This is a genomic window from Microcystis sp. M44BS1 (assembly GCF_020244875.1).
Lineage (GTDB): Bacteria > Cyanobacteriota > Cyanobacteriia > Cyanobacteriales > Microcystaceae > Microcystis > Microcystis panniformis.
Map to the genome: position 1 here is coordinate 1 of NZ_JADBVM010000306.1, position 23178 is coordinate 23178.

The 23178-nt window shown below is 43.9% G+C and carries 25 protein-coding genes and 1 pseudogene; 10 read left to right on the plus strand and 16 right to left on the minus strand.

The genetic code is table 11. The annotated features are described in order from the left end of the window. Positions 1-140 precede the first annotated feature (140 nt). Positions 141-461 (minus strand): annotated as a pseudogene (locus tag IM515_RS22545) (PDDEXK family nuclease); the annotation flags it as partial. Positions 462-651: 190 nt separating this feature from the next. On the opposite strand from IM515_RS22545, the gene IM515_RS22550 reads away from it, so the two are divergent. The 3 genes from IM515_RS22550 to glyQ are packed head-to-tail and all read left to right on the plus strand — an operon-like array spanning position 652 to position 2622. Continuing rightward, positions 652-1575 (plus strand): serine/threonine protein kinase, encoded by a 924-nt coding sequence (locus IM515_RS22550; RefSeq protein WP_287628372.1) that lies wholly within the window; start codon positions 652-654, stop codon positions 1573-1575. Then, positions 1572-1778 carry a hypothetical protein gene (locus tag IM515_RS22555; protein WP_287628357.1) on the plus strand — a complete coding sequence of 69 codons (207 nt, stop codon included), beginning with the start codon at positions 1572-1574 and terminating at the stop codon, positions 1776-1778. The genes IM515_RS22550 and IM515_RS22555 overlap by 4 nt, the downstream gene beginning before the upstream one ends. Continuing rightward, the gene (glyQ, locus tag IM515_RS22560) at positions 1747-2622 is read left to right on the plus strand and encodes a glycine--tRNA ligase subunit alpha (RefSeq protein WP_287628358.1); all 876 of its coding nucleotides are present in this window, start codon (positions 1747-1749) and stop codon (positions 2620-2622) included. The genes IM515_RS22555 and glyQ overlap by 32 nt, the downstream gene beginning before the upstream one ends. A 146-nt stretch (positions 2623-2768) precedes the next feature. Here glyQ and rpsJ read toward each other — a convergent pair whose 3' ends face one another. From rpsJ to rpsL, 5 genes are all read right to left on the minus strand, one after another. Further along, entirely contained in the window at positions 2769-3086 is a 318-nt protein-coding gene (gene rpsJ, locus IM515_RS22565) for a 30S ribosomal protein S10 (RefSeq protein ID WP_002740287.1), read from the minus strand. A gap of 92 nt (positions 3087-3178) precedes the next feature. Next, positions 3179-4408: an elongation factor Tu gene (tuf, locus tag IM515_RS22570; protein ID WP_002771996.1), complete on the minus strand. Its 1230-nt coding sequence runs from the start codon at positions 4406-4408 to the stop codon at positions 3179-3181. Between the two features lie 145 nt (positions 4409-4553). Next, a complete protein-coding gene (gene fusA / locus IM515_RS22575; protein WP_193960595.1) occupies positions 4554-6629 on the minus strand; it encodes an elongation factor G in 2076 nt (691 codons plus the stop codon). A gap of 142 nt (positions 6630-6771) precedes the next feature. Further along, positions 6772-7242 carry a 30S ribosomal protein S7 gene (rpsG, locus tag IM515_RS22580; RefSeq protein ID WP_002758831.1) on the minus strand — a complete coding sequence of 157 codons (471 nt, stop codon included), beginning with the start codon at positions 7240-7242 and terminating at the stop codon, positions 6772-6774. A 155-nt stretch (positions 7243-7397) separates the two neighbouring features. Then, the gene (gene rpsL, locus IM515_RS22585; protein WP_002740176.1) at positions 7398-7781 is read right to left on the minus strand and encodes a 30S ribosomal protein S12; all 384 of its coding nucleotides are present in this window, start codon (positions 7779-7781) and stop codon (positions 7398-7400) included. Between the two features lie 422 nt (positions 7782-8203). Here rpsL and IM515_RS22590 point away from each other — a divergent pair, with 422 nt between their 5' ends. The 3 genes from IM515_RS22590 to IM515_RS22600 all read left to right on the plus strand — a co-directional run bounded on the left by IM515_RS22590 (position 8204) and on the right by IM515_RS22600 (position 10974). Next, entirely contained in the window at positions 8204-8539 is a 336-nt protein-coding gene (locus IM515_RS22590; protein ID WP_193959531.1) for a type II toxin-antitoxin system RelE/ParE family toxin, read from the plus strand. After that, positions 8532-9689: a HigA family addiction module antitoxin gene (locus tag IM515_RS22595; RefSeq protein WP_193959532.1), complete on the plus strand. Its 1158-nt coding sequence runs from the start codon at positions 8532-8534 to the stop codon at positions 9687-9689. The genes IM515_RS22590 and IM515_RS22595 overlap by 8 nt, the downstream gene beginning before the upstream one ends. An 88-nt stretch (positions 9690-9777) precedes the next feature. Next, complete coding sequence (locus IM515_RS22600; protein ID WP_002772005.1) at positions 9778-10974, plus strand: DNA double-strand break repair nuclease NurA; 1197 nt, start codon at positions 9778-9780, stop codon at positions 10972-10974. Positions 10975-11278: 304 nt separating this feature from the next. Here IM515_RS22600 and IM515_RS22605 read toward each other — a convergent pair whose 3' ends face one another. The 3 genes from IM515_RS22605 to metG form a co-directional block, all read right to left on the minus strand. Further along, positions 11279-11434 carry a hypothetical protein gene (locus tag IM515_RS22605; protein ID WP_287698199.1) on the minus strand — a complete coding sequence of 52 codons (156 nt, stop codon included), beginning with the start codon at positions 11432-11434 and terminating at the stop codon, positions 11279-11281. A 27-nt stretch (positions 11435-11461) separates the two neighbouring features. After that, positions 11462-12067 carry a LabA-like NYN domain-containing protein gene (locus IM515_RS22610; protein WP_002739868.1) on the minus strand — a complete coding sequence of 202 codons (606 nt, stop codon included), beginning with the start codon at positions 12065-12067 and terminating at the stop codon, positions 11462-11464. A gap of 100 nt (positions 12068-12167) precedes the next feature. After that, the gene (gene metG, locus IM515_RS22615; RefSeq protein ID WP_287628360.1) at positions 12168-13781 is read right to left on the minus strand and encodes a methionine--tRNA ligase; all 1614 of its coding nucleotides are present in this window, start codon (positions 13779-13781) and stop codon (positions 12168-12170) included. A 155-nt stretch (positions 13782-13936) separates the two neighbouring features. Between metG and IM515_RS22620 the strand changes: the two genes are divergently transcribed. Then, on the plus strand, positions 13937-14653 hold the full coding sequence (locus IM515_RS22620) for a lysophospholipid acyltransferase family protein (RefSeq protein ID WP_287628361.1): 717 nt from the start codon (positions 13937-13939) through the stop codon (positions 14651-14653). Positions 14654-14815: 162 nt separating this feature from the next. Here the strand turns inward: IM515_RS22620 and IM515_RS22625 are convergent, their stop codons facing one another. Together IM515_RS22625 and IM515_RS22630 are read right to left on the minus strand one after the other, a co-directional pair. Further along, complete coding sequence (locus tag IM515_RS22625; protein WP_287628362.1) at positions 14816-15508, minus strand: Rho termination factor N-terminal domain-containing protein; 693 nt, start codon at positions 15506-15508, stop codon at positions 14816-14818. Beyond that, on the minus strand, positions 15505-16845 hold the full coding sequence (locus IM515_RS22630) for an AAA family ATPase (protein ID WP_287628364.1): 1341 nt from the start codon (positions 16843-16845) through the stop codon (positions 15505-15507). Before IM515_RS22630 ends, IM515_RS22625 begins: the two co-directional genes overlap by 4 nt. Before the next feature lie 203 nt (positions 16846-17048). Between IM515_RS22630 and IM515_RS22635 the strand changes: the two genes are divergently transcribed. Beyond that, complete coding sequence (locus IM515_RS22635; RefSeq protein ID WP_287628365.1) at positions 17049-17462, plus strand: GAF domain-containing protein; 414 nt, start codon at positions 17049-17051, stop codon at positions 17460-17462. Here the strand turns inward: IM515_RS22635 and IM515_RS22640 are convergent. From IM515_RS22640 to IM515_RS22665, 5 genes are all read right to left on the minus strand, one after another. Further along, positions 17459-18229 carry an FkbM family methyltransferase gene (locus IM515_RS22640; RefSeq protein ID WP_287628366.1) on the minus strand — a complete coding sequence of 257 codons (771 nt, stop codon included), beginning with the start codon at positions 18227-18229 and terminating at the stop codon, positions 17459-17461. The two genes, IM515_RS22635 and IM515_RS22640, sit on opposite strands and share 4 nt — an antisense overlap. A gap of 109 nt (positions 18230-18338) precedes the next feature. Beyond that, positions 18339-19532, minus strand: a complete 1194-nt coding sequence (locus IM515_RS22645) for an NAD(P)/FAD-dependent oxidoreductase (RefSeq protein ID WP_287628367.1) — start codon at positions 19530-19532, stop codon at positions 18339-18341. A gap of 563 nt (positions 19533-20095) precedes the next feature. Continuing rightward, complete coding sequence (locus IM515_RS22655) at positions 20096-20386, minus strand: circadian clock KaiB family protein (protein WP_002752661.1); 291 nt, start codon at positions 20384-20386, stop codon at positions 20096-20098. After that, positions 20383-21249, minus strand: coding sequence for a response regulator (locus IM515_RS22660; RefSeq protein ID WP_287628369.1), 867 nt, complete (start codon positions 21247-21249; stop codon positions 20383-20385). Before IM515_RS22660 ends, IM515_RS22655 begins: the two co-directional genes overlap by 4 nt. A 204-nt stretch (positions 21250-21453) precedes the next feature. After that, positions 21454-21753, minus strand: coding sequence for a (2Fe-2S) ferredoxin domain-containing protein (locus IM515_RS22665; protein ID WP_287628371.1), 300 nt, complete (start codon positions 21751-21753; stop codon positions 21454-21456). Between the two features lie 185 nt (positions 21754-21938). On the opposite strand from IM515_RS22665, the gene IM515_RS22670 reads away from it, so the two are divergent. Then, the gene (locus tag IM515_RS22670) at positions 21939-22640 is read left to right on the plus strand and encodes an NnrU family protein (RefSeq protein ID WP_002786787.1); all 702 of its coding nucleotides are present in this window, start codon (positions 21939-21941) and stop codon (positions 22638-22640) included. A gap of 88 nt (positions 22641-22728) precedes the next feature. After that, complete coding sequence (locus tag IM515_RS22675) at positions 22729-23046, plus strand: thioredoxin family protein (RefSeq protein WP_287628373.1); 318 nt, start codon at positions 22729-22731, stop codon at positions 23044-23046. The last annotated feature ends 132 nt before the right edge of the window (positions 23047-23178 follow it).

Consider the following 23178-nt stretch of genomic DNA (forward strand, 5'->3'; position numbering starts at 1 on the left):
ACCTTTATAGAGACAGACATTGCCGCAATTTTTGTCAATTGTTTGCGATCTGAAGCGAACTAATCAATTAAATCTTTTGCCAGATAAGGATTGAGTCGATTTATGCTCCCCTATCGAACCATACCAAGTCCCGAAGAGCCATATTTTCCCTCTTCTTGCCATACTACCCAACTTTTCCGGTTTTGGTTTCTAGTTGTTCCCAATACTACAAAAAAGTCGGGTCCTCTAAAGTATTCTGATTTTTTCTGATTGGGACTGTAGTAGATGGTTAAATTCCCGGTTGCAAAGTAATCTTCTCTATCTTGCCATAACCATTCTAGGCATTTTATCAACAAAATAATCTGAGTTAGATGTAAATTACTTTCCAATGGCGGTTCATCACTCCAAAATTCGCCCTTGGGGAAGATTATCTCATCTTTTTGGGCGGTTTGGCTAGGGGATAGGGGTTGAGTCGTAGTCATGGTTATCTGCTATGAATAATAAGCTGCCCGTGTATTTAAACTGCTTGTTGAGATGAGACAAGGGGCAACAGTAAAGGGATTGGGGAAGATTCAGCTAATCTAAGGATAGGCGGTTAAAATGCGTCTTAGCCTATTATTATGTGTTAATCTCATCTTTACAGATCAAAACCCCACATCGTCTAAGGAGACAATGGCCGCTAATTCTCGGAATAAATCGCCCGTTTTTCTCGGCTGTTCTGGCAGAATCGCTATTTTTTGCCTCTTGATGTTATTATCGGCGGTAATAGGCTGGTTAATCGGGAAACAGTGGGTTAAACACAGCAATCAACCCCAAACCGTTAAACCCGTTTTTGCCACGGAGGAAAATAACTTTAATTCTGCCACAGATCGGGCATGGCAACGGAAAGCCGAGATGAGAAAGCGCCGTCTGGAGTTGGGAATTGATGGTCAGTTTTTTAAAAATCTCGTCAATGAATTGTTTAACCTCCGCTATGGGGATATCAAAGAGGAAAAACAGAAACAGGAACAAAGAGACATTCTAGCAGCAGAAATACTCGATCGCTTAGAACGTCTCGATTCTGGCACTAGAGAAGCATTAGGTAGCTACGACGAGCAACAGCGAGAAAAATGGCGAGAACAAGTGAATCAGTTACGCTTAAGCAGTAGAGTCCTTAATTTACTCACTGATACCGCCTTTTTTCAGCTATTTCCCGAATTGACAGAAAGACCAAATTTTGATAGCGGTCTAGGTCAACTGTGGAGTGGCTTGGCCTGGAATCAGTTACAATCTTTACAGTCTGGCCTATCTTACCAAGCGATCGAAAGTTTAGACGCGGGGGGAGAGGAAGTTATCGAGGCAATTCTCAGCGAGGGGCAAGGAAAAGCCTATGCAATAAAATTGCGTTCCAGTGATCGGTTAGACTTAAATTTAGAGGCGGAAGGCGAAGTTTTACTATCTTTCTACTCTCCCACGGGTAATATTACCCTTTTAGATAAGTCTAGCGATCGGCAATGGTCCGGTCAATTACCCGAAGAGGGATTTTATGAATTAGTTATTCTCCCCCAATCTTCTACCCCCGTTCACTTTCGCTTGCAGTTAAAAGTAAGTCAATGACTTTAACCGTCAGGAGACAGGAGACAGGAGACAGGAGACAGGAGACAGGAGACAGTCGGCAGCTTTTTTCTCCCCAACCCCCCATCTCCCCACACCCCACACCCTACACCCTACACCCCACACCCTACACCCCACTTCCCCAACCCCTAACCCGCTTTTTTACTTTTTCCCATGTCTCTAACTTTCCAAGCTGTTATCGCTAAATTAAATGAATTTTGGGCCGCTCGTGGTTGTTTAGTTGCTCAACCCTATGATACCGAAAAAGGTGCGGGAACCATGAGTCCCCACACTTTTTTAAGGGCAATTGGTCCGGAACCTTGGGCCGTTGCCTATGTGGAACCCTGTCGTCGTCCAACGGATGGCCGTTATGGCGAAAATCCCAATCGTTTTCAGCACTACTATCAATATCAAGTCCTAATTAAACCCTCTCCCGATAATATTCAGGATATCTATTTAGACTCCCTGCGGGTGTTAGGAATTAACCCAGAAGATCACGATATTCGCTTCGTGGAAGATAACTGGGAATCTCCCACCCTCGGCGCTTGGGGGGTGGGTTGGGAAGTGTGGTTAGATGGTATGGAAATCACCCAGTTTACCTACTTTCAACAGTGTGGGGGTATTGATTGTCGTCCCGTGGCGATCGAAATTACCTACGGTTTAGAAAGATTAGCCATGTATCTGCAAGATGTAGAGGCAATTAATAAAATTCAATGGAATGAAAATATCCTCTACGGCGATATTTTTCTGCAAAATGAAATCGAACAATGTACCTATAATTTTGAGGCTTCTAATCCTGAATTATTGTTTAGTTTATTCAGTTTATATGAACAGGAAGCTAAACAATTAATCGATCGCTCTCTGGTGATTCCCAGTCTAGATTATGTTCTCAAATGTTCCCATACTTTTAATTTACTCGATGCTAGAGGTGTGATTGCTGTAGCTGAAAGAACCCGTTATATCGGCAGAATTCGCAATTTAGCTCGACAGGTTGCTCAATTGTATTTACAGCAACGAGAAGCTTTAGGTTTTCCCCTACAAACGGTTTAGCGATCTGGTGCATCGCCAAAGATGCACCCCTACCAATTGTACTGCTCTTCTTTTAATAACTTCCTTTTATCAAAAATCCTATTTAAAAGTTATGGGAGAGTGGGGAAGAAAAAAAGATGTTAGTGATAACATCTTTTTGGCATTTTTTACAATTTAACTTCAATATCAACCCCTGCGGGTAAATCTAATTTCATCAAAGCATCGATTGTCTTAGAAGAGGGTTGGTAAATATCAATAATGCGGCGATGGGTGCGGGTTTCAAAATGTTCACGGGAGTCCTTGTCAACGTGAGGGGAACGCAGGACACAATAAATCTTTCTTTTTGTCGGTAGGGGAATCGGTCCGATCGCTGTGGCGTTAGTTCTATTGGCAGTATCGACAATCTTCTCACAGGAAGTATCGAGTAAGCGCTGGTCAAAAGCTTTCAAACGAATGCGAATTTTCTGTTGTTGTAACGTAGCCATAATTTCACCTATTGCAATTGTCAAGGTACGAGATAAAGACAGTAACGGAGCAGTTTTTTGTCATTAACTGCCCCGTTAATTAGTAGATCGGCCTACTTGATAATTTTGGAGATAACGCCAGAACCGATGGTGCGACCACCTTCGCGAATAGCGAAGCGCATACCCTGTTCAATAGCGATCGGGTTGATCAGTTCCACGGTCATTTTGATCCGGTCTCCCGGCATGACCATTTCTACGCTGCTGCCATCATCGGCGGTGTAGTCTTGGATAGTGCCAGTTACGTCGGTTGTCCGTACATAAAACTGAGGACGATAGTTTTTAAAGAAAGGAGTGTGACGACCACCCTCTTCTTTACTTAACACATACACCTCACCTTCAAACTGGGTGTGGGGTTTGATTGTACCCGGTTTAGCGATCACCATGCCGCGCTCGATTTCATCTTTTTGGATACCACGCAGGAGGATACCTGCGTTGTCACCGGCCATCCCTTCGTCCAGACTTTTCTTGAACATTTCGATCCCGGTGACGGTGGTGGGGCGAGTTGCTTTGATCCCGACTAATTCCACGTTATCACCCACTTTCACCTTACCGCGTTCGATCCGACCGGTAGCCACCGTCCCCCGACCAGTAATCGAGAATACGTCTTCTACCGCCATCAGGAAGGGTTTATCTATCGCCCGTTCGGGGGTGGGGATATAGCTATCCACCGCGTCCATCAATTCATAGATCGCATCTACCCACTCGTTTTCGCCTTTTTGGGCTTTGGGGTTTTTGGTCATGTAGTCGAGGGCTTCTTTCGCCGAACCGGCAATAATGGGGATATCGTCGCCGGGGAAGTCGTAATTGGTGAGAAGTTCGCGCACTTCCAGTTCCACGAGTTCCAGTAATTCCTCATCATCCACCATATCTTTTTTGTTGAGGAAGACCACCAGGTTAGGTACACCCACCTGACGAGCCAGCAGGATATGTTCCCGGGTTTGGGGCATCGGGCCATCAGCAGCCGAGACCACGAGAATACCACCGTCCATCTGTGCCGCACCGGTGATCATGTTTTTTACATAGTCGGCGTGGCCGGGGCAGTCCACGTGTGCATAGTGGCGATCAGCGGTTTCGTACTCAACGTGAGCGGTGTTGATGGTGATCCCGCGAGCCTTTTCTTCGGGAGCGGCATCGATTTCATCGTATTTTTTAGCTTTGGCATTACCTAGGGCTGCTAGGGTCATAGTGATAGCGGCGGTGAGGGTAGTTTTGCCGTGGTCAACGTGACCGATCGTACCGATGTTAACGTGGGGTTTCGTCCGTTCAAATTTAGCGCGTGCCATTTACTTTCTGTTCCTTTGTTTTTTTTCTTCTTCAGGTGGGTGAACAGTAATCAGTTACCAGAGACCAGTTTTAAGTTAGCAGTTATTCGGGTTGACCGATCGAATTTAAATGATCGGTTTGTCATCACTGCTCACTGGTCACTGATTAGCCGTTCCCTTTACTTTTGGTGATAATCGCCTCAGCCACGTTGCGGGGGACTTCTTCGTAATGGCTAAATTCCATGGTGAAGATGCCGCGTCCTTGGGTTTTGGAGCGAATATCAGTGGCGTAACCGAACATTTCCGCTAGGGGAACTTTAGCGGAGACTTTGGCGATGCCGGTCTCGGTTTCTTGACCTTCGATTTGTCCCCGACGGGAGTTAAGATCACCGATGACGTTACCGATGAAGTCTTCGGGTACTTCCACTTCGACTTTCATCATTGGTTCTAGGAGAACGGGGGCAGCTTTCATCACCGCTTCCTTGATCGCCATGGAACCGGCAATCTTAAAGGCCATCTCGGAGGAATCCACATCGTGGAAAGAACCATCTACCAGGGTTGCTTTCAGGTCGATGACAGGATAACCCGCTACGATCCCCGATTCGCAAGCTTCTTTCATCCCCTGTTCTGACGGGTTGATGTATTCTTTGGGGATAGCACCACCGACAATTTTGGAGACGAAGACAAAGCCAGATCCCGGTTCACCCGGTTCGAGTTCGATGACGACGTGGCCGTACTGTCCTTTCCCGCCACTTTGACGGATAAATTTACCCTCGGCCCGTACAGGTTTCCGCACAGTTTCCCGATAGGCAACTTGGGGAGCACCCACGGTTGCTTCGACTTTGTATTCCCGGAGCATTCGATCGACCAGGATTTCCAGATGCAGTTCTCCCATCCCGGCGATTACCGTTTGATTGGTTTCGGGATCAACTTTGACCCGGAAGGTGGGATCCTCATCGGAGAGAGCTTGCAGAGCTTTGCTGAGTTTCTCGATGTCCTGTTTGGTTTTCGGTTCCACCGCCACGGAGATAACCGGTTCGGGGATAAAGAGGGATTCTAGGATAATCGGGCTTTTCTCATCACAGAGGGTATCCCCAGTAATGGTGTTTTTCAGTCCGATCGCCGCTCCCAGATCACCGGCGCGCAGTTCATCCACTTCGATCCGTTCGTTGGATTTGAGGACGATCAGGCGAGCGATCCGTTCTTTGGTTCCTTTGGTGGAGTTGTAGGCGTAGCTGCCTTTAGCTAGTACACCGGAATAGACCCGTAGGAAGGTTAAACGACCGAAGGGATCGGCCATGATTTTGAAGGCGAGAGCGGAGAAGGGCGCATCGTCCTTGGCTTCCCGGATTGCCTCGCTGCCATCGGGAAGAATCCCTTTAACGGCGGCTACTTCCGAGGGTGAGGGTAGGTAATCGACAACGGCATCGAGGAGCAGTTGTACCCCTTTGTTTTTGAAAGCCGAACCGCAGAGTACGGGAACAATTGTACCGGCAATCGTCCCTTCTCTGAGACCGCGTTTGATTTCGGCTTCGGTGAGTTCTTCACCTTCTAGATATTTTTCTAGGAGTTCTTCATCCGCTTCCGCTACAGCTTCCACTAGCTGCAGACGGAATTCTTCGGCCTTTTTCAATAAGTCTTCGGGAATGTCGGTTTCTTCTATGTCTTTCCCTAGATCGTCCTTATATATATAGGCGCGCATCTTGACGAGATCAACGATCCCGCTCAGTTCGCTTTCTGCGCCGATCGGCATTTGGATGGGAACGGCGTTAGCTCTGAGGCGATCTCTTAATTGTTCGTAAACTTTGAAGAAGTTCGCTCCCGTTCTGTCCATTTTGTTGATAAAGGCAATCCGGGGTACTTTGTACCGATCGGCTTGTCTCCAGACGGTTTCCGATTGGGGTTGTACACCACCAACAGAGCAGAAAACCGCTACTACTCCATCGAGTACCCGCATGGAACGTTCCACTTCAATGGTGAAATCGACGTGGCCAGGGGTATCGATGATGTTGATGCGATGATCTTGCCAACTGGTACTGATGGCGGCGGCGGTGATGGTGATTCCCCGCTCCCGTTCCTGTTCCATCCAGTCGGTAATTGCCGTTCCGTCGTGGACTTCACCCAGTTTATGGGCGACTCCCGTGTAGAACAGGATTCTTTCTGTTGTCGTTGTTTTGCCCGCGTCTATGTGAGCCGCGATTCCGATGTTTCGCACTCTCTCTAGCGGGATAGTCCGTGCCACAGCAACCTCCTTGCTTTGCTTGCCAGTGATGGGGTTTTGTTCTAGGATTTTTTACACTATTTACAATTCTATACTTTTCTTGACAGTTTTTTGGCGGCAGCAGTGTGGTCCACCGCCCTTAAAGTATCTTTAAAGTATCTTTTTAGTAACGATAGTGGGCAAAGGCTTTGTTTGCCTCTGCCATCCGGTGGGTTTCTTCCCGTTTTTTGATCGTGCCGCCGGTTTCATTGGCCGCATCCATGATCTCGTTAGCTAGTTTACCTGCCATGGTTTTGCCGCCTCTGGTTCTGGCATAGTGGACTAACCAACGCAGTGCCAATGTACTACCACGATTGCTGCGTACTTCCATCGGCACTTGATAGGTGGCTCCACCGACCCGGCGGGCTTTCACTTCCACTAGGGGGGTGGCGTTTTTAACGGCTTTTTCAAATACTTCTAGGGGTTCTTGACCGGTACGTTCGCCGACGGTTTTCAGGGCATCGTAAACGATGTTAGCGGCCAGGGATTTTTTGCCCGATCGCATGATCCGGCGGATGGTCATGCTGACTAAACAGCTATTGTAAACGGGATCGGGGGGAATAGGACGTTTTTTGACGTTTTTACGGCGAGACATCGGAATATTCCTGAATTTTCTAGGTTAACTTTAACTTTTGCTTGACAGTCGGATGATTACAGCCCATCTCAAACCCTCTCCTGCGAGTCTTAAGTCTCTTGGGTTAACTTTGACCGACTCGGTGGGAGTATTTTTTTGGTTAATCAATTCCCTGTTTATTTAGCGGCGGGTTTGGGGCGTTTGGTTCCGTACTTAGACCGCGCCTTTTGACGGTTTTTCACCCCGGTGGCATCGAGGGTGCCGCGAATGATGTGATATCTGACTCCGGGTAGGTCTTTGACCCGACCGCCCCGAATCAGGACGACCGAGTGTTCTTGCAGGTTATGACCGATGCCCGGGATGTAGGCTGTCACCTCAAATCCAGAGGTCAAACGTACCCTAGCCACTTTCCGTAGGGCTGAGTTGGGTTTTTTCGGTGTGGTGGTATATACTCTTGTACAAACTCCCCGACGTTGGGGGCATTGTTTGAGGGCGGGAGATTTGGTTTTTCTTTTCGCTTTGGATCTTTCGTCGCGTATTAATTGCTGAATGGTGGGCATGATAGGGCTGTATCTAAGGTTACTCTGAACTCCTATTACCGAAGGTCAAATCGTTGACAAAAGGTCATTATAGCAAATTGTCGCTGTTGTTGTCAAGTCGCTTATTGTGCTTTTCTCCGGTTTAGATGTTAGAGATTGTCTTTTTCTTGGGCGGCGGCGGCACTCAATTCGGGCGTTATTAGGCGATAAAATTACAGCTTCGTTGTTTTGGCTTGATGGTGCAATTTTAGCGATAATTATCACCTGATTAATCGGCTAATGTCTGAAAAACTGTCTCTAGCTAACCTCATTTTCAGAACTGGTGTCTAGAGTATTAGCTCTTAACGATATATTTAGAGCTTTTGTACTGGATGCACCACAGGTGTGCTGCCATAAAATATTGTTAACCTTTGAGGTTAACAATATTACAAGGGTCATCTACAATGGATATTGTATTTAAGGAAAAAAAATTTGAGAACGAATGCAATAGCCAAAGACTACTGAAAAAACAGTATGGAGAGAAGATGGCTAAGAAAATCAGGCAAAGACTCGACGACTTAAAAGCAGTTATGGTCCTGGAGGAAATGCGAGCGCTGCCGGGACGTTGCCACGAATTATTATATAACCGGGCTGGACAACTATCCCTAGATTTAGTTCATCCCTTCAGACTAATTTTTGAGCCGGCTAATATACCGATTCCTCAAAAAGCAGACGGGGGAATTGATTGGAAGAAAGTAACCGCAGTCGTAATTATTGGCATAGATGACACCCATGACTAATACTATTGAGAACAGATATGCACCGGATTTTATTTCTCCACCGGGAGAAACCCTTGCCGAAATCCTAGAAGAAAGAAATATGTCTCAATCGGAACTTGCCCAACGCATGGGCAGACCGAAAAAGACTATCAATGAGATCATAAAAGGTAAAGCGGAGATTACTATCGATACCGCTTTACAGATAGAGTTAGTGTTAGGAACTACCGCCAGTTTCTGGATAGAGCGCGAAAGACTTTATCGGGAATATTTAGCGAGAAAAAATGAGAATCAAAGATTAAAAGGTTATTTAGGCTGGTTAAAACAAATTCCTTATCGGCAGATGACTAAACTAGGCTGGCTCAAGTTTTATGAGGATAAAATAGAGCAATTACGGGAGAGCTTGAATTTTTTTGCCGTTGTTTCCCCTGAGCAATGGGAGGAGATTTGGGAAAAAAATTTATCGATTGATTTTAGAAATTCTCAGGGGTTTGAGAGCGATCAAGTGGCAATAACAGCATGGTTACGTCAAGGAGAAATAGAGGCATCGAAAATTAATTGTGCTGATTACAACGAGTTGAAATTCAGAGATGCCTTGCAGCAAATTCGTTCGTTAACTGTTAAGTCGATCGAAGTATTTCAACCGCAAATGAGCGAGCTTTGTGCGGCAGCGGGAGTTGCCTTGGTTTTTGTTTCTGAACTTCCGAAAACAAGGGTATGCGGTGCTACCCGTTGGTTAGGTTCTCAGAAAGCTTTAATTCAATTGAGCGATCGATACAAAACCAATGATCATTTTTGGTTTTCTTTTTTTCATGAAGCTGGTCATATTTTATTACATGGGAAACGAATTTTATTTTTAGAGGGGCAAGATATTCAAGATACAATTAAAGAAAAAGAGGCGGATATTTTTGCGGCTAATTTCTTAATTGATTCCAGAGATTGGCAGAGATTTATCGCCAATAATTCTCTCAGTAAAAAAGCTATTAATCAATTTGCCGAACAACTAGGAATACACCCTGGTATTATTGTGGGTAGACTGCAACATGAGCAAATTATTTCTTATCAAAACTGTAATGATCTCAAGGACAAATATTGTCTAAATACGCAGGATTCCTTTTTGGTATTGACGAGCGACTCCCCAAAAGGAAAACTTCCTATCTCACCCTTGAGATAAATGCTGTAAGCGGAGATTACTATGGATAAATTTGACAATAACTAACAAAATTGCGATAAAATCAAAAAAAGTCAGGGAGAGGATAGTTATGCTCGATCTTGCGAAATTAGCGGCAAAAATGCCTGGGATTAGTCAACATTTTCAACAGGAAGTGGCAGCTAGTCGTGAGCGAGTGCAACGGGCTAAAATTCTTTTAGAACAGGCTCAACAGCAACAGGAAAAACTGCTAGAACTCTATCATAACTGGCACGATCGCCTAATTTTCTCCGTCGCGCTACCGATCGAACCTCTCGACACCCGCGTTACTATCCTTCCCGCTCCCGAAAGTCATAGCGTTTTTGCCACGGATGGTTCTCAAATTGCCCCTTCTCACCACGAAATCGCCTACTGTTATCTAATTAATATCGGTAGGATCATGTTGCACTATGGCCAAAATTTACACCCGCTCCTCGATAGCATTCCCGAAGTCTATTACAAATCGGAAGACCTCTACATTTCTAAACAGTGGGGTATTCGCGTGGATGAGTGGATGAGTTATCGTCGGACGGTATTAGAAAGCCAAATGTTAGCGGAAATGGCTACTCGTTGGGTAAAACCCCCCGGCGCCCATTATGAACCAAATTTAGCCCTCGTGGATGGTTCTTTGATCTATTGGTTTATCGATAGTCTCCCCCCGGAAGCAAAAGATTTAATTTTGCCACCGATTTTTCAGTCTTGGGACGATTTGCGCTCGGCTAAAATCCCGCTTATGGGTTATATTAGTGCTTCTCGTAGCACGGAAAGCTTAAATTTCCTGCGTTTACAATCTTGTCCCCATGATACTCCCAATTGCCTGATCAATTGCGGTGATTTAGACCCAGAAAAAACTCCTTGTCGCGTTGTCGATCCTCTCCGGGATGCTTCTCTCTGGGGTTATTTATTGGAACCAGGGCAAAGAAGTCCTTTTTGGCGCAGTTCTTTGAAGATACTCGATCTTTATGGGGATGAGCATCGCATTTACTTCTGTTATCTCCATGTGGGGACGGAAATCGCTAGGGTAGAGGTTCCTGCTTGGGTGGTGGAGGAGGGAGAATTACTCGATCGCTCTTTGAGTATTTTACTGGCCCAGGTGTTAAAAGGTTATGGTTATCCGATCGCCTTAGCGGAAGCGCACAATTTAGCAGTGATTAAAGGTGGCGATCGCTTGCGTTTTTTTGCCCTTTTGGAACAACAAATGATTAAAGTCGGTTTACAGGATGTGGGAACATCTTATAAGGAAGCTAGAAAACGCAGTAGTATCGCTTAATTGAGGAGGCAGCAGATGGGGAGTGGTTATGCTAAATCCAGTTATTGCGTGAGTGCCTCTCTTGATATGTAGCCCATACTCAAGGGATGGCCGTATTACTTCCGATTTTATCACTCAATCCAAGTCTTTGGGGGGTTCTACCCCCCAACCCCCCCGTTGGGGGCGTGGCGCCGCCCCCAAACCCCCCGCGCATTAGTTTTTCGGTGGGATGCTTACACGCAGCTGCTGATACATCTGTAATAATTTAAGAGTCACTCCACTTGCAGGAGTGCCTCTTTGCGTTATTTCAGCTTCTATTTTCAAGTCAGGAGACTGGGAGCAGGGAGATGGGAGACCACTTCGTGCGCGTTGCGGGGGAGATGGGAGATGGGGAGTGGTCACTGATAACTGATAACTGATAACTGATAACTGATAACTGATAACTGGTCACTGATAACTGAAAAAGGTGGGAATTACCCACCTTAAACTTGATTTTTGCCGAATTTGTCTAGCGACTGCTACGATCTTGGTCTAAGACGCTGACGGGGAAATTATTATAACCAACGTGATGTTTGCTGGTTTTTTGAATTTCTTCTTTGATTTGATCTAGATCAACATAGCGATCGGCTACATTAATTAAACTATCACTGGTCATCGATCGCAAACTAACCACTTCCACTCGCGCACCGCGGTAACTGACGGAATCGGCAGCATAGGCCAAATCCCCATCACCACTGACAATGACTGCGGTATCATAGGAACCGACTAGCGCCATTAAATCCACGGCGATTTCCACGTCGAGATTGGCTTTTTTGGAACCATCGGGTAATTGTACTAGATCTTTAGCGATGACTCGATAACCGTTGCGACGCATCCAGAGGAGAAATCCCTGCTGTTTTTCGTTAGTGCGATCAACTCCAGTATAAAAGAAGGCGCGCAAGAGACGAGAACCAGCAGTTAAACGACAAAGTAATTTGGTGTAGTCAATTTCGATACCTAATTGCAGAGCCGCATAAAATAAATTAGAACCATCGATGAAAATCGCCACACGACCGCGATTTTCTAGCACTTGTTCGGGGGTGAAGACTGGGGCCGTGTCATAATCATCAAACATTTTATTTTTCCTCGTTTGTTAAAAGTTTAGTGTTGGGTGTTTGCCAGTTGTATCCCAAAGGACAACAGACCTTAAAAAATAGAGTTATCAAAAAATTCCTTTAGGAATCGTTTAACGGCAGTTCTAGTTTAGAAAAGATCGGTTCAGGTGTTCCTAGTTGTGGATTTGTGGGTAATCCCCATTGACAGTGTTGGGAAAAAGAGACACCATCAGGGAAGTTTTCCCCATCCTCCGACCTGAAAGTATTAAAATCAATAACAAAACCTAGTTGTTGATAAATTTTACTGCTCAAGGTCGGTATTATCGGTGAGAGTAGGTAGGCAGAGAGTCTTACGGATTCCAAAACTGCGTAGAGGACTTGTTCTACCGCTGCTTGTTGTTTCTGTTTAAATAAACTCCAGGGCGCACTCTCATCGATAAACTTGTTACTAGCGCGAATCAACGCCAATATTTCCTCACAGGCTTGATTAAATTGTAGCGCATCATACTTCTGTTCAACAATAACCCCTAGATTGATCCCCATATTCTTAAGACGATTGTCGTTGGGGATATCTACGCCAGTCAACTGGGGGGGGATATTTTGGCAGTATTTTTTGACCATGCCTAGGGTGCGATTGAGGAGGTTGCCTAAATCGTTGGCTAAATCCGCGTTAAGAATATTAACAAATCTGGTTTCCTGAAAATCGCCATCCTGTCCTAATTCAATCTCTTTAACGAAATAGTAACGGACGGCATCGGCCCCATAGCGATCAACCAAATCGAAGGGATCGAGGGTATTACCGAGACTTTTGCCCATTTTACGCCCATCTTTGGTCAAAAAGCCGTGGCCGAATACTCTTTTAGGCAAGGGTAAACCCGCCGACATTAGCATAGCCGGCCAATAAATGGCATGGAATCTTAATATATCTTTACCGATCAGATGCAGATCGATCGGCCACCATTTGGCCAAGGCATTTTCTAGGGTGGGTTGGTCTTCGGGGTCGAGAAGGGCGGTAACATAGCCAAGAAGGGCATCAAACCAAACGTAGATGGTATGCTGACCATCGTGGGGAATGGGAAACCCCCAAGCGACATTAACCCTAGAGATGGAGAAGTCCTGTAGGCCTTGGTTGACAAAGTTGAGAACCTCATTACGTCGGCTTTCCGGTTGAATAAAATCGGGTTGTTCTCGGTAAAGTTGTTCTAGTTGTGCCTGATACTTAGAGAGACGGAAAAAATAGTTTTCCTCGTCGCGCCATTCGGCGGCCAGGTTAGTATGAATGGGACAACAGCCATTATCTAACAGTTCTCTTTTTTCCTTAAATTCTTCACAGGCGACGCAATACCAACCCTGTTGGCGATCGAGATAGATATCGCCCTTTTCCCAGACTCTTTCAAAAAATTCGTTAACAATTGCCTGATGACGGGGGGCAGTGGTACGACTAAAGCGATCATACTGGATCTGTAGCTTTGCCCAGAGATTGGCAAAACTGGTGACAATGCGATCGCAGTGTGCCTGGGGATCGAGTCCTTTGGCTGCCGCAGTCCGTTCGATTTTCTGTCCGTGTTCGTCGGTTCCTGTGATTAGGAGAACAGAATTGCCCTGTAACCGCTTCCATCGTGCCATAACATCCGCTACGATCGTCGTGTAAGCACTACCGATGTGAGGGATGTCGTTGACATAATAAAGGGGTGTTGTTAAAGCAAATGTTTTTCGCTCATTCAAATCATTCATGAAATTTATTTTTTTAAATAGACGAGGCCGCCGTAAGGCTGATCCGTAGATGATTGGGAGATAATCCCGATATTTTATGATCCTCTAATTCTGTTTTATCCTTTAGTTGTGATCTAAGTCAATAAAAACAATCTTAAGGCCGATTTTTTTTTTCCATGAAGCTGCTTACCCCCCTATCCACCTCTCGTTTAATTCTTGATACCACGCGCACGAGTCTGTTTACCGTCGGTCAAGAAAATCTACCCAGTCAAGGAGTGGCGATCGTGGTAAGTAACCATCGCAGCTTTTTGGACGCGCCGATTTTAATTCAAGCTTTGGGCAAAACTCTCCCGATCGCCTGTCATCACTACATGGGAAAAACGCCGCTTTTGCGGGAATTAATCGGAGAATTGGGCTGTTTTCCCTTTGATACCCCTGAAAAACGCCACCGGACTTTTTTTCGGCAAGCAACGGATTTTTTACAGTCTGGACGATGGATCGGTTTATTTCCGGAAGGTGGATCGCCGATGTTAAATTTGACTTATCCTCGTCAAATTAGCCGTTTTCAAAGCGGATTTGCCCATTTAGCCCTGGGTTGTCCCGTGGAGAATCTATCGGTCTTACCTGTGGCTATTCTCTCCGAGTCGGAAACTGCTATTAGTCCTTTTCCCGTGCGTTTGCTGCGCTTATTAGATACCACAGAACCTTTATTCGATCAAGATGGTTGGCATCCCGTTGTATTTTATCATCGTGTCAAGGTGGCGATCGGTCGTCCCTACGGAATTACTGAGAGCGATCGCTCAGATTATCAAGGTAAACAAGGAAAAAAAGCCCTTAACCGTTTAATTGGTCATTGTCAGTCGGAAATTAGCGATTTATTGCTGAAAGGCTAAGTCAGCAGACAGGAGATAGGGTGATCACTGCGTGCGCGTTGCGGGGGGTGTTGGGGTTTTAGGGTTTTAGGGTTTTAGGGAAATTTCAGCTAAATACCCACTTCCCCACTTCCCCACTTCCCCACTTCCCCACTTCCTAACTCATAATTGATACTCCTTTTTCTATTGCGCTAATATTCTGACTAGCTCTGCTTTCTTCATCTTGCTTAAACCAACGATTCCTTTTTCTTTGGCTAGAGTCTTTAATTCAGAAACAGTCTTGAGTTTGAGAGTTTCTTCTGAAAATTCCTCAATCACTGCATCTTGTTGAGATTGAGGAGTGAGATAAAAGACGGTTTTGAGTAAATCTAATCCCTTCCCTTTTGTAATTCCACACTTGAGGGCAACAATTGAGTCTAAACTCTTCCAGAATTGACGGGGAGCCTCATCAATCCTAGCAGTAGCAGTAGCTAATTTAACTGTTTTTATTGGGCTATTCGGTTGTTCAATCAAGAACTGTAAAGCAGATTTAATTTCTTCTCTTGAAGCTGTTGACAGATTTATTTTTGGGGTTTCTTCTCTTGCCAAAGCTCTGGATATATTCCTAGCATCTTCTGTTCCATCGGCAATAATACACCAAATTCTTTCTAGTCCAGCCCTTTCAGCCACAGCATAAACAAATGAGTTGCCGATAACTTCATAGCGATCCTCTGATAGTTCTTTGACGATTACAGGCAGCCAATTGCGTCCACCTGTCTGCTGTAATAGTTTAGCGGTAACTTCAATTAAAAAACTATCAGCATCGGTTCCATTGGTAATTTCTATTTCATCTAAGTATAGGTACTTTAAAGTACCAATATCGGTATATTCCATCATTGTAAAAAATACTCCTTTGCTAAGTCTTTGTAGTAGTCATAAACTGAACGATTTTTATAAACGGCTGGCACGCGAGCGAAAGCAGCACTGGCTATAATAGCGTATTCTGGCAGGTGGTGAATATGTAAATCTTTTTTGGCATTAGTGTATCTGGGATAAAAATAGGGTACAAGGTTTTTGTCATTTTCTAGTATTTGATCAATTTCTTTTTGGGCAATCTCTAACTGTGGTTGAGTAATCTTCTCACCGTTGAAAAAAATTGGTAAGGCTATGGGAGTCCCATCTTTTTTTAATTTTTGCATTGGCGGCAGAAACTCCTTGATGGCAATAGCTGCATTATTAAGGGAGAATGAATTGTTATGTTTTGTGGGTAAGAGGACAACATCAGCAGCATAAACAGCCAGCTGGCTAGTAAATCGCCAATTGGGAGCTGCATCTATAAAGATGTAATCATATTCATATCTAGCTAAGTCTAATTTTCTATGGAGAGTGGATATTTTCATGTGAGGATGATAGTCAGACTCCGTAAGCTCTGCTATTTTATTATCAGCAGGAACAACATCGAAAGTAATTTTTAATTTTTTAGTCTGAAAAATGTAGATATAGGGACGAATCACTGATTTTATATCAATATTACGGTCAGTTAAAGCCTTTTCTAGTAGTCCATCTTCTGGTTCCATATTTAGGATAGATTTAGTTAAATCTCGTTGATTAAAATCAAAGTCTAAAACTAGAACTTTTTTACCTAAAAAAGCAAGAATAGCCGCAAGATTTATGGTTGTGGTGGTTTTGCCTACACCGCCTTTATTATTGTAAACAGTAACCGTTAATGCTTTGGGAGTGTTGTCAATTTTTGTCTTGATCAGAGCTATAGTATCATCAATGTTATCAGGGGTTAGCTCTATGCAAGTAGTGGCAGGAAAAATGATTTTACCATGTTTTCTAAATAACTGGATGTGTGAACCGTTAGTGATAATTCCCCATTGGGCTGCTTGACACTTAGTCCCTAATAACTGACGCTTTAACTGATTGACAGTTGCCTTATAACCTGGACTATTTTCAGTTAAGTTAGTATATCTATCTTTTAACTCTATTAGCAGAAAAGGATTACTCTTTGTCTGCAAAAAAATATCGTTTGCTAGGTTTCTCCGAGTGGCAAAGTCGGTAATCCCACCGCCTCCCGTGTCGTACTGTGGGATTATCTCCGTGGTTGAAAATCCTAAATATGATATCAGGTAAGGTGCAAAGTTGGTGCTAACGATCGCATGAGACGCATCTTGAGGCAAATCCTGAAGATAAGGTTTGAGACTTTTTACTTTGGGGGTGTTATCTTTCATTTGAGTTCACAAACTATAGACTAAAGTTGATGAATTACTGTTTTTTTGATTATAATACTAAATCCAGTTATTAAAAACTGATTATTTATTCCCCGTCTTGCCTTTTGCATGAGTAGAAAACGGGTTTCTCCGAGAAACCCGTTTTCTGTGGGTTACTCAACGGATTTAGTATAACACCCCATTTCCTCAACCCCTAAACCATTATGGAAAAATTAACTAATCTCGATCGCATTGCTGAAGAAATTTTAGGTTTAATTCCAACAGAAACGGTTATCATTGCCGAATTTGACGGTGATAGTATTTATTATCGTGCGGGTGCGGGTAAAAACAGCCAGGCAATTGTGGGCAAAAGGGGTGATATTGCCACGTCGGGATTGTGTACGGTGGTTTACCAGGGGAGTTGTCCGGTGGTGGTAGGACAAACCCTAGGAGATAATCGCATTCGTCAGGATATAGCGGTGGCTTTGGGGATAAAAACGGCTTTAGCTGTGCCAATTAGGGTTAATAATCGGTTATTTGGTGCAGTAATGCTGTTAAACCGTCTCGATGGTCAGGAATTGACCGATCGAGATAGTTTGTTAGTGGAGGAATATCTTTGTTCTTGGCCAGATTCTTAGTAAAAGCGATTTTTGATCAGATTGGCATTCACGAATAAAGCGTTACAGTAAATTAGTCCTTCATAGGGATAGGGAGACCAATAGGATAAATTGTATAGACCATTAAAACGAAAGCCTTTTTGATACAATTGGTCGTAAATTTTTGTAAAAAATGTATGGCGAAAATCGGAGGGACGAAACCCAACTTCTGAAAGAATCATGGCAATTTTTCTCCCTTCTAGAAAGTTGGTTGCTCCAGCTAAAACCTGTAGCTCATAACCCTCTGTGTCCATTTTAAGCAGGTCTATCCTATCTATCCCCTGAGCTTGACAAAAATTATCTAAGCTATCAATTGTAATTGCTTCTGTTTTGTCGGTGGATTGGCCTTGATTCTCGTCTATGGGCCGATTTAAGGCCTCGGTGAGGGAGTTTTGTTGAGAATTAGAGTTTAAGATAATTGTTTTTTCTGAAGGTTGCTCGCCTAAAGCGATCGGAAAACAGCGAATTCGCTTATTATCAGCAAATTTTTGAGATAATTGGGCAAAAGTTTCCTTGATTGGCTCGAAACAAAGAATATCAGCTTGAGGAAATTTTTGATGAAAGTAACTACCTGTTTGTCCAATATTGGCCCCGACATCAAAAATAATCCTTGGTTGCTGGTGATGACAAATTCTTTCTATATCTGAGGCTACATCCCAACCAGCAGGGAAGGAATCGGGGGAAACTTTCTTGTAAGTCTGAAGACTCAATTCATGAATCAAATTTTTCAGCCGGCTTTTAATGCTCATAATTATTTTGTAAATTAGGAGGGTAATTGATACAGTCAATATAGCAATCTAAGTGACAAGTAACTAGATTAAAAAAAGCCACTTTAATTCTCCCCCATCCCTGCAGCTGCTACTCAGAGATGAGGGATAGAAGCGGTTGGGTAATCCAGTTGAATGCTACGGCGATTTGATGGTTAAGGGTGGGCAGTCGGTAGAGATAGACTAAGCGACGGGTAAGATGGGCAAGGGGACCGGCTAATTCTAGTCCTAAACCGCTAATGGTAGCTTCATCGACTCCGAGGGTCAACATTTCGCCTAAAGGTTGATAACGGAAGGGTAAAGCTGGTTTATCGTGGAAACTCGCCCAAATATTCCAAGCGCAGTAGTCGGACTGTTGAAGGGCCACTTGGGCCGTGGCAGCGTATGGTTTATCCTCTTGATCGCGACTATCGGCCGCATCGCCGATCGCGTAGATGCTGGGGTTTTCGACAGTTTGTAAATATTGATTAACTTTTAGTAATTTGCGCTCATTATGTGCTATGGGCAAATTAGCGAGTAGTGGAGAGGCGATCGGACTAACGGTCCAGAGAATTAGATCAACGGGGATATTGTCGATCTGTCCTTTGTAGTCAAGGGAGAGGCGATCAGCTTGGATATCGGCGACGGTGGTTTCTAGATCTAACCAAACTAGACGTTTTTCTAGGGCTTTTTTGGCGGTGTCGCGGTTAAATTGGGTTGAAGGGCCAAGTATATCGGGGTTTCTTTCGATCAGACGAATTCTTCCCCTTTCTCCGAGGCGATCGGCCAGCTTACAGGCTAATTCTACGCCGCTATAACCGCCCCCGATAATGGCGACCCGAATTTTATCGCGATCGGATTTTTCTAGGGTTTTGAGTCGATCCTGAAGACGATAGGCATCCTCTAGACTACGAAAGGGGATAGCGTGGGTTTTGGCCCCGGGTAGGAATTCAAGGGAAGATTGACCACCGAGGGCGATCACGAGGCGGTCGTAGCATATATCGTTTTGATTGTCAAGGGTTATTTTATGATTATTAATATTGATCGCCGTGACGGTTCCCTGTTGGAAGTTAACGGGGGTATTGGCGAGCAATTCGCTGAAAGGGGGAGCAATTTCCCAGGATTGTAGTTCTGAGGTGACTAATTCGTAGAGAAGGGGAGAAAATAAAAAGCGATCGCTTTTATCAATTAAGGTAATTTGGGGGGGGTGTTGATCGGTCCAAGGCAATTGACTCAAACGTAGAGCAGTATAGAGTCCACCAAAACCACCACCGAGAATACAAATTTTTGGGATTGAGTCAGTCATATCGATCGCTGAGGGTTTTGTTTCTTATTTTGACACTCCCTGCCATAAAATGGACGGGGAACCTTAAACCCAAATTTTCGGTAAAGCGAGGAAAGAAAAATGTTTTTATTTATCTACCCAGCCAAATCGTCAGCAAAGCCATAATTGTAGCCAGAAAAAGGATATGATTCATCCAATCGTCGAAAGACCAATTTTTAAACATAATCACTATTAGCGTAGAAAACTTTTAAACCTACATCCAATCCTACACATTTTTTAGTCGGTTCTAGCGGTTTTGCCTATTCCCGAATATCAACGCTTAGACAGAATTGGAGATAATAAACATTTGAACGATTATTTTTCTGAAACTTAGGATAATCATTGTTTATCGACCTCAAACAACTATTTATAGGCTAACTTATACAGCAGAGATTGTCAAGATTTAAGTCGTGCTTCGCTGTTTTATATTGGTTGGAGTTTCATCTCGTTAAAAGCGAGGGTCTTCACCCCGACATTTGAGATAAAATTAAGATTAGAGCTTAGGAGCGAGGAAAAACCTAACCAGAAGAATTTTTAGGTGAATCCTAATTGAGATGGGAGTCTTTGGGAATAACATCCAAACCGAGGAGAACCTTTTGAGTATTGGACATATCGCCGATAATTCTTTGTAGGGGTGGGGGAAGTTGTTTGACTAAAGTAGGAGTTACGAGAATTTTATCCTGTTCCGCTAATTGCGGCTGTTCGAGAACATCAATTATTTCTACCGTATAAAGATCGGATAACTCCTCGCGACAGATACGAAAAATATTGGCGATCGCCCTCTGGGATTTACTTGAATCGCCCATAATGTAGAGTTTGAGAAGATATTGACTCATGATTGCGTGTTATTGAACAGTTTAATGTTGCTGAGACCGATATAGTATTTACGATAGAAAGAGACGAGATAACCCATCAATTCCAAGACCATGAGACGACCTTCGCTAACGTAGGCCTGCGCTTTGGCCAGGGTGACATCCTGATTTTTTTGGCGTAGGGTGGTGGTATGAATATCCACCACATCGCGAGGACTAGCTTTTAAGAATCCTAACTTATCGGCCAAGCTTCGCAGTCGTTCCGATAGATTATGTTCGACTTTGTATGCTTGTTCTTCTAAAGCTAAATCTAATAACTCTCCGTAATTTTGGACTAATTCTTGAAAAATATCGGGGATGCTCTGCCTGATTGCCTCAGAACCGAACATTTTCGCCGTGATGCTAGTTTGTCCTCCCTTGATTAACTGTTCCAGTTCGCGAAATTCATCTTCCTGTTGTTGATGTTTAAGATTGAGGATATATTGCTGACGCTCGATCGCCACACGAATTTGATAGACTAAAAGACTACTATCGATATTATTTAACTGAATATAACCGTCAGCACCCATTTGAAAGGCTTTAACGACTAATTTCTCATCATTGCTAGTAGTTTGAACCACTATCGGTATATCAGAGGCTAATTCTCTGGTTTTGACTAGAATATTTAAGCCGGGGGGGACAGAGATTTCCAAGCTTAAGAGGATGATATCAAATTTCTCCCCTGCCAGTTTTTCGGCAGTTTCCTCTAGATCGTGAGCTTGGGTGAGGGTAAAAGTCAACCCCCCGGCCAAGGAACATTGGGGGGCCTTTAACAGCAATCTCTGGATTAATTTAACAGTTGTCGGCTCATCCTCTATCAATAAAATCCTACAGAGATCCCTAGTCATTGTTAATCGATCGCTAAAATTATCTTTTTTTCCCCTACTTTCATAGTACGCCCATCTTTGGGAAACGCAAGGACAAAATCACCATCTAGCACCCGCTATCTCGAAGTCTTATATAGACTAAGCTGAAATCACAGGCACTCAAAGCGGTTAACCTACGAGCAAAAAGACTATTGTGAAGCATCACTTAAAAATTGACGATCAAGTTTACTGCCATTGAGCGTGAATGCTTGGATGGAGTAAACGCTCAACCGGTTGACCGTTTTTTAAATGTTCTTCGACAATCTGATTGACATCCTCTGGTTTAACACGACAGTACCAAGTTTCCTCGGGAATAATCCTCACCGTGGGGCTAGTGCTACACTGTCCTTGACAACCACTGGTCATAACGATGACATCTTCTGGGAGAGTTGCCGTTTGCCATGCTAAAAGAAGCTCGGACGCACCCTGCACCAAACAGGAAGAATGCTGACAGACCATCACAAATCGCTTTTGGGGATAAGACATATTACCTAAAAAGTTGCAAAATTAGATAGTTCCCTGGGTATATTCTTGGGAGTCGCTTTGGGGAAGCATAGTTTTATTTTGCCCCGAATCCCCGATACTGGCAACACAAAAAAGGGGGCTAAAAATTAACCATCAATCTTTAAAATAGAATTGGGAGAAAAATTTAGTCAATCAAGAGGGTAAAAGTGGCATTCGCTAGTCATTGGATCATGTTAGGTTTATTACTGGGTTTTGCTGTTGCCCATAGCGGATTAGCCAGTTTACGAATGCGGGGAGAAGCCATCATCGGTGCGCGACTGTATCGGGTATTATTTGCCCTTGTGAGTATCCCTCTAGCGGTGATTTTAGTAGTTTATTTCTTCAATCATCGTTATGATGGTTTGCTTCTCTGGCAAGTACAGGGAGTGACTGGAGTTAAAACCCTAGTTTGGGTACTTTCGGCCATTTCTTTTTTCTTTCTCTATCCTGCCACCTTTAACCTGCTGGAGATCGCCGCTATCCAAAAACCCCAGGTTCATCTCTACGAAACCGGCATCCTGCGCGTTACCCGTCATCCCCAGATGGTAGGACAGGTGATCTGGTGTATTGCTCACACCCTCTGGTTAGGGACAAGCTTTACCCTATTAACTTCCCTGGGTTTAATTGCTCATCATCTTTTTGCCGTCTGGCATGGCGATCGCCGCTTAGAAGACCGTTACGGAGAGGCATTTTTAAAGATCAAAGAACGCACCTCGGTGGTTCCCTTTTTAGCAATTATCGATGGTCGGCAAAGCCTAAAGTGGCAAGAATTCCTTCGTCCTGCCTATCTAGGAGTAACAGGGTTTATTCTACTCCTCTGGTGGGGGCATCCTTGGCTAATGCAAGCAACAAGTAAAATTTATTGGTGATTTTGCTCCCAACCCCTTTCTTATTGATCCCGACTGGTGTAAGATGGTTTCTATATCAAAATTAAGTTTTCATAAAATCGGTTTAGACATGATGCTATCTGTCAACGAAAAGAGCTTCCCTAAGCTAGTTTTAGATTCTTCTCGTCCGGTTCTCGTGTATTTTTGGGCTCCTTGGTGTGGTTTGTGTCGTTTAATCCAACCCACCCTCTTTTCTTGGCAAAATGACTGTCAAGATGCGATTCAATTAGTCGGTGTCAATGCCGATGATAATTTTAAATTGGCTAATAGTTTTCGTCTGCGTAGTTTGCCTACTTTAATTCTCTTCGATCGAGGTGTTCCGGTTCACCGTCTGGAGGAAATTCACAGTCGCGAGGAATTACAACAAACCCTGCAACTAATAAGCTAAAACGCACTTAAACCACCTAAAATAGAAATAGTAACTTGAGAAAAATCCTACTTATGCCAGCCAAAGATTTCCTAGACTTAGAAGAAAAGAAAAACTTACAAAAAGCTCTTAAAGAAGAAGAAAGAGCAGAGG

Excerpts from the sequence above, each read along its gene's own strand:
- IM515_RS22640 (WP_287628366.1), bottom strand. The coding sequence starts at position 18,229 with ATGAGCATTAAAAGCCGGCTGAAAAATTTGATTCATGAATTGAGTCTT.
- IM515_RS22555 (WP_287628357.1), top strand. The coding sequence starts at position 1,572 with ATGACTTTAACCGTCAGGAGACAGGAGACAGGAGACAGGAGACAGGAG.
- IM515_RS22630 (WP_287628364.1), bottom strand. The coding sequence starts at position 16,845 with ATGAAAGATAACACCCCCAAAGTAAAAAGTCTCAAACCTTATCTTCAG.
- IM515_RS22550 (WP_287628372.1), top strand. The coding sequence starts at position 652 with ATGGCCGCTAATTCTCGGAATAAATCGCCCGTTTTTCTCGGCTGTTCT.
- glyQ (WP_287628358.1), top strand. The coding sequence starts at position 1,747 with ATGTCTCTAACTTTCCAAGCTGTTATCGCTAAATTAAATGAATTTTGG.
- IM515_RS22620 (WP_287628361.1), top strand. The coding sequence starts at position 13,937 with ATGAAGCTGCTTACCCCCCTATCCACCTCTCGTTTAATTCTTGATACC.
- IM515_RS22665 (WP_287628371.1), bottom strand. The coding sequence starts at position 21,753 with ATGTCTTATCCCCAAAAGCGATTTGTGATGGTCTGTCAGCATTCTTCC.
- IM515_RS22625 (WP_287628362.1), bottom strand. The coding sequence starts at position 15,508 with ATGATGGAATATACCGATATTGGTACTTTAAAGTACCTATACTTAGAT.
- metG (WP_287628360.1), bottom strand. The coding sequence starts at position 13,781 with ATGAATGATTTGAATGAGCGAAAAACATTTGCTTTAACAACACCCCTT.
- rpsJ (WP_002740287.1), bottom strand. The coding sequence starts at position 3,086 with ATGGCTACGTTACAACAACAGAAAATTCGCATTCGTTTGAAAGCTTTT.
- IM515_RS22590 (WP_193959531.1), top strand. The coding sequence starts at position 8,204 with ATGGATATTGTATTTAAGGAAAAAAAATTTGAGAACGAATGCAATAGC.
- tuf (WP_002771996.1), bottom strand. The coding sequence starts at position 4,408 with ATGGCACGCGCTAAATTTGAACGGACGAAACCCCACGTTAACATCGGT.
- IM515_RS22675 (WP_287628373.1), top strand. The coding sequence starts at position 22,729 with ATGATGCTATCTGTCAACGAAAAGAGCTTCCCTAAGCTAGTTTTAGAT.
- IM515_RS22645 (WP_287628367.1), bottom strand. The coding sequence starts at position 19,532 with ATGACTGACTCAATCCCAAAAATTTGTATTCTCGGTGGTGGTTTTGGT.
- IM515_RS22595 (WP_193959532.1), top strand. The coding sequence starts at position 8,532 with ATGACTAATACTATTGAGAACAGATATGCACCGGATTTTATTTCTCCA.
- IM515_RS22655 (WP_002752661.1), bottom strand. The coding sequence starts at position 20,386 with ATGAGTCAATATCTTCTCAAACTCTACATTATGGGCGATTCAAGTAAA.
- IM515_RS22610 (WP_002739868.1), bottom strand. The coding sequence starts at position 12,067 with ATGTTTGATGATTATGACACGGCCCCAGTCTTCACCCCCGAACAAGTG.
- rpsG (WP_002758831.1), bottom strand. The coding sequence starts at position 7,242 with ATGTCTCGCCGTAAAAACGTCAAAAAACGTCCTATTCCCCCCGATCCC.
- IM515_RS22600 (WP_002772005.1), top strand. The coding sequence starts at position 9,778 with ATGCTCGATCTTGCGAAATTAGCGGCAAAAATGCCTGGGATTAGTCAA.
- IM515_RS22660 (WP_287628369.1), bottom strand. The coding sequence starts at position 21,249 with ATGACTAGGGATCTCTGTAGGATTTTATTGATAGAGGATGAGCCGACA.
- rpsL (WP_002740176.1), bottom strand. The coding sequence starts at position 7,781 with ATGCCCACCATTCAGCAATTAATACGCGACGAAAGATCCAAAGCGAAA.
- IM515_RS22635 (WP_287628365.1), top strand. The coding sequence starts at position 17,049 with ATGGAAAAATTAACTAATCTCGATCGCATTGCTGAAGAAATTTTAGGT.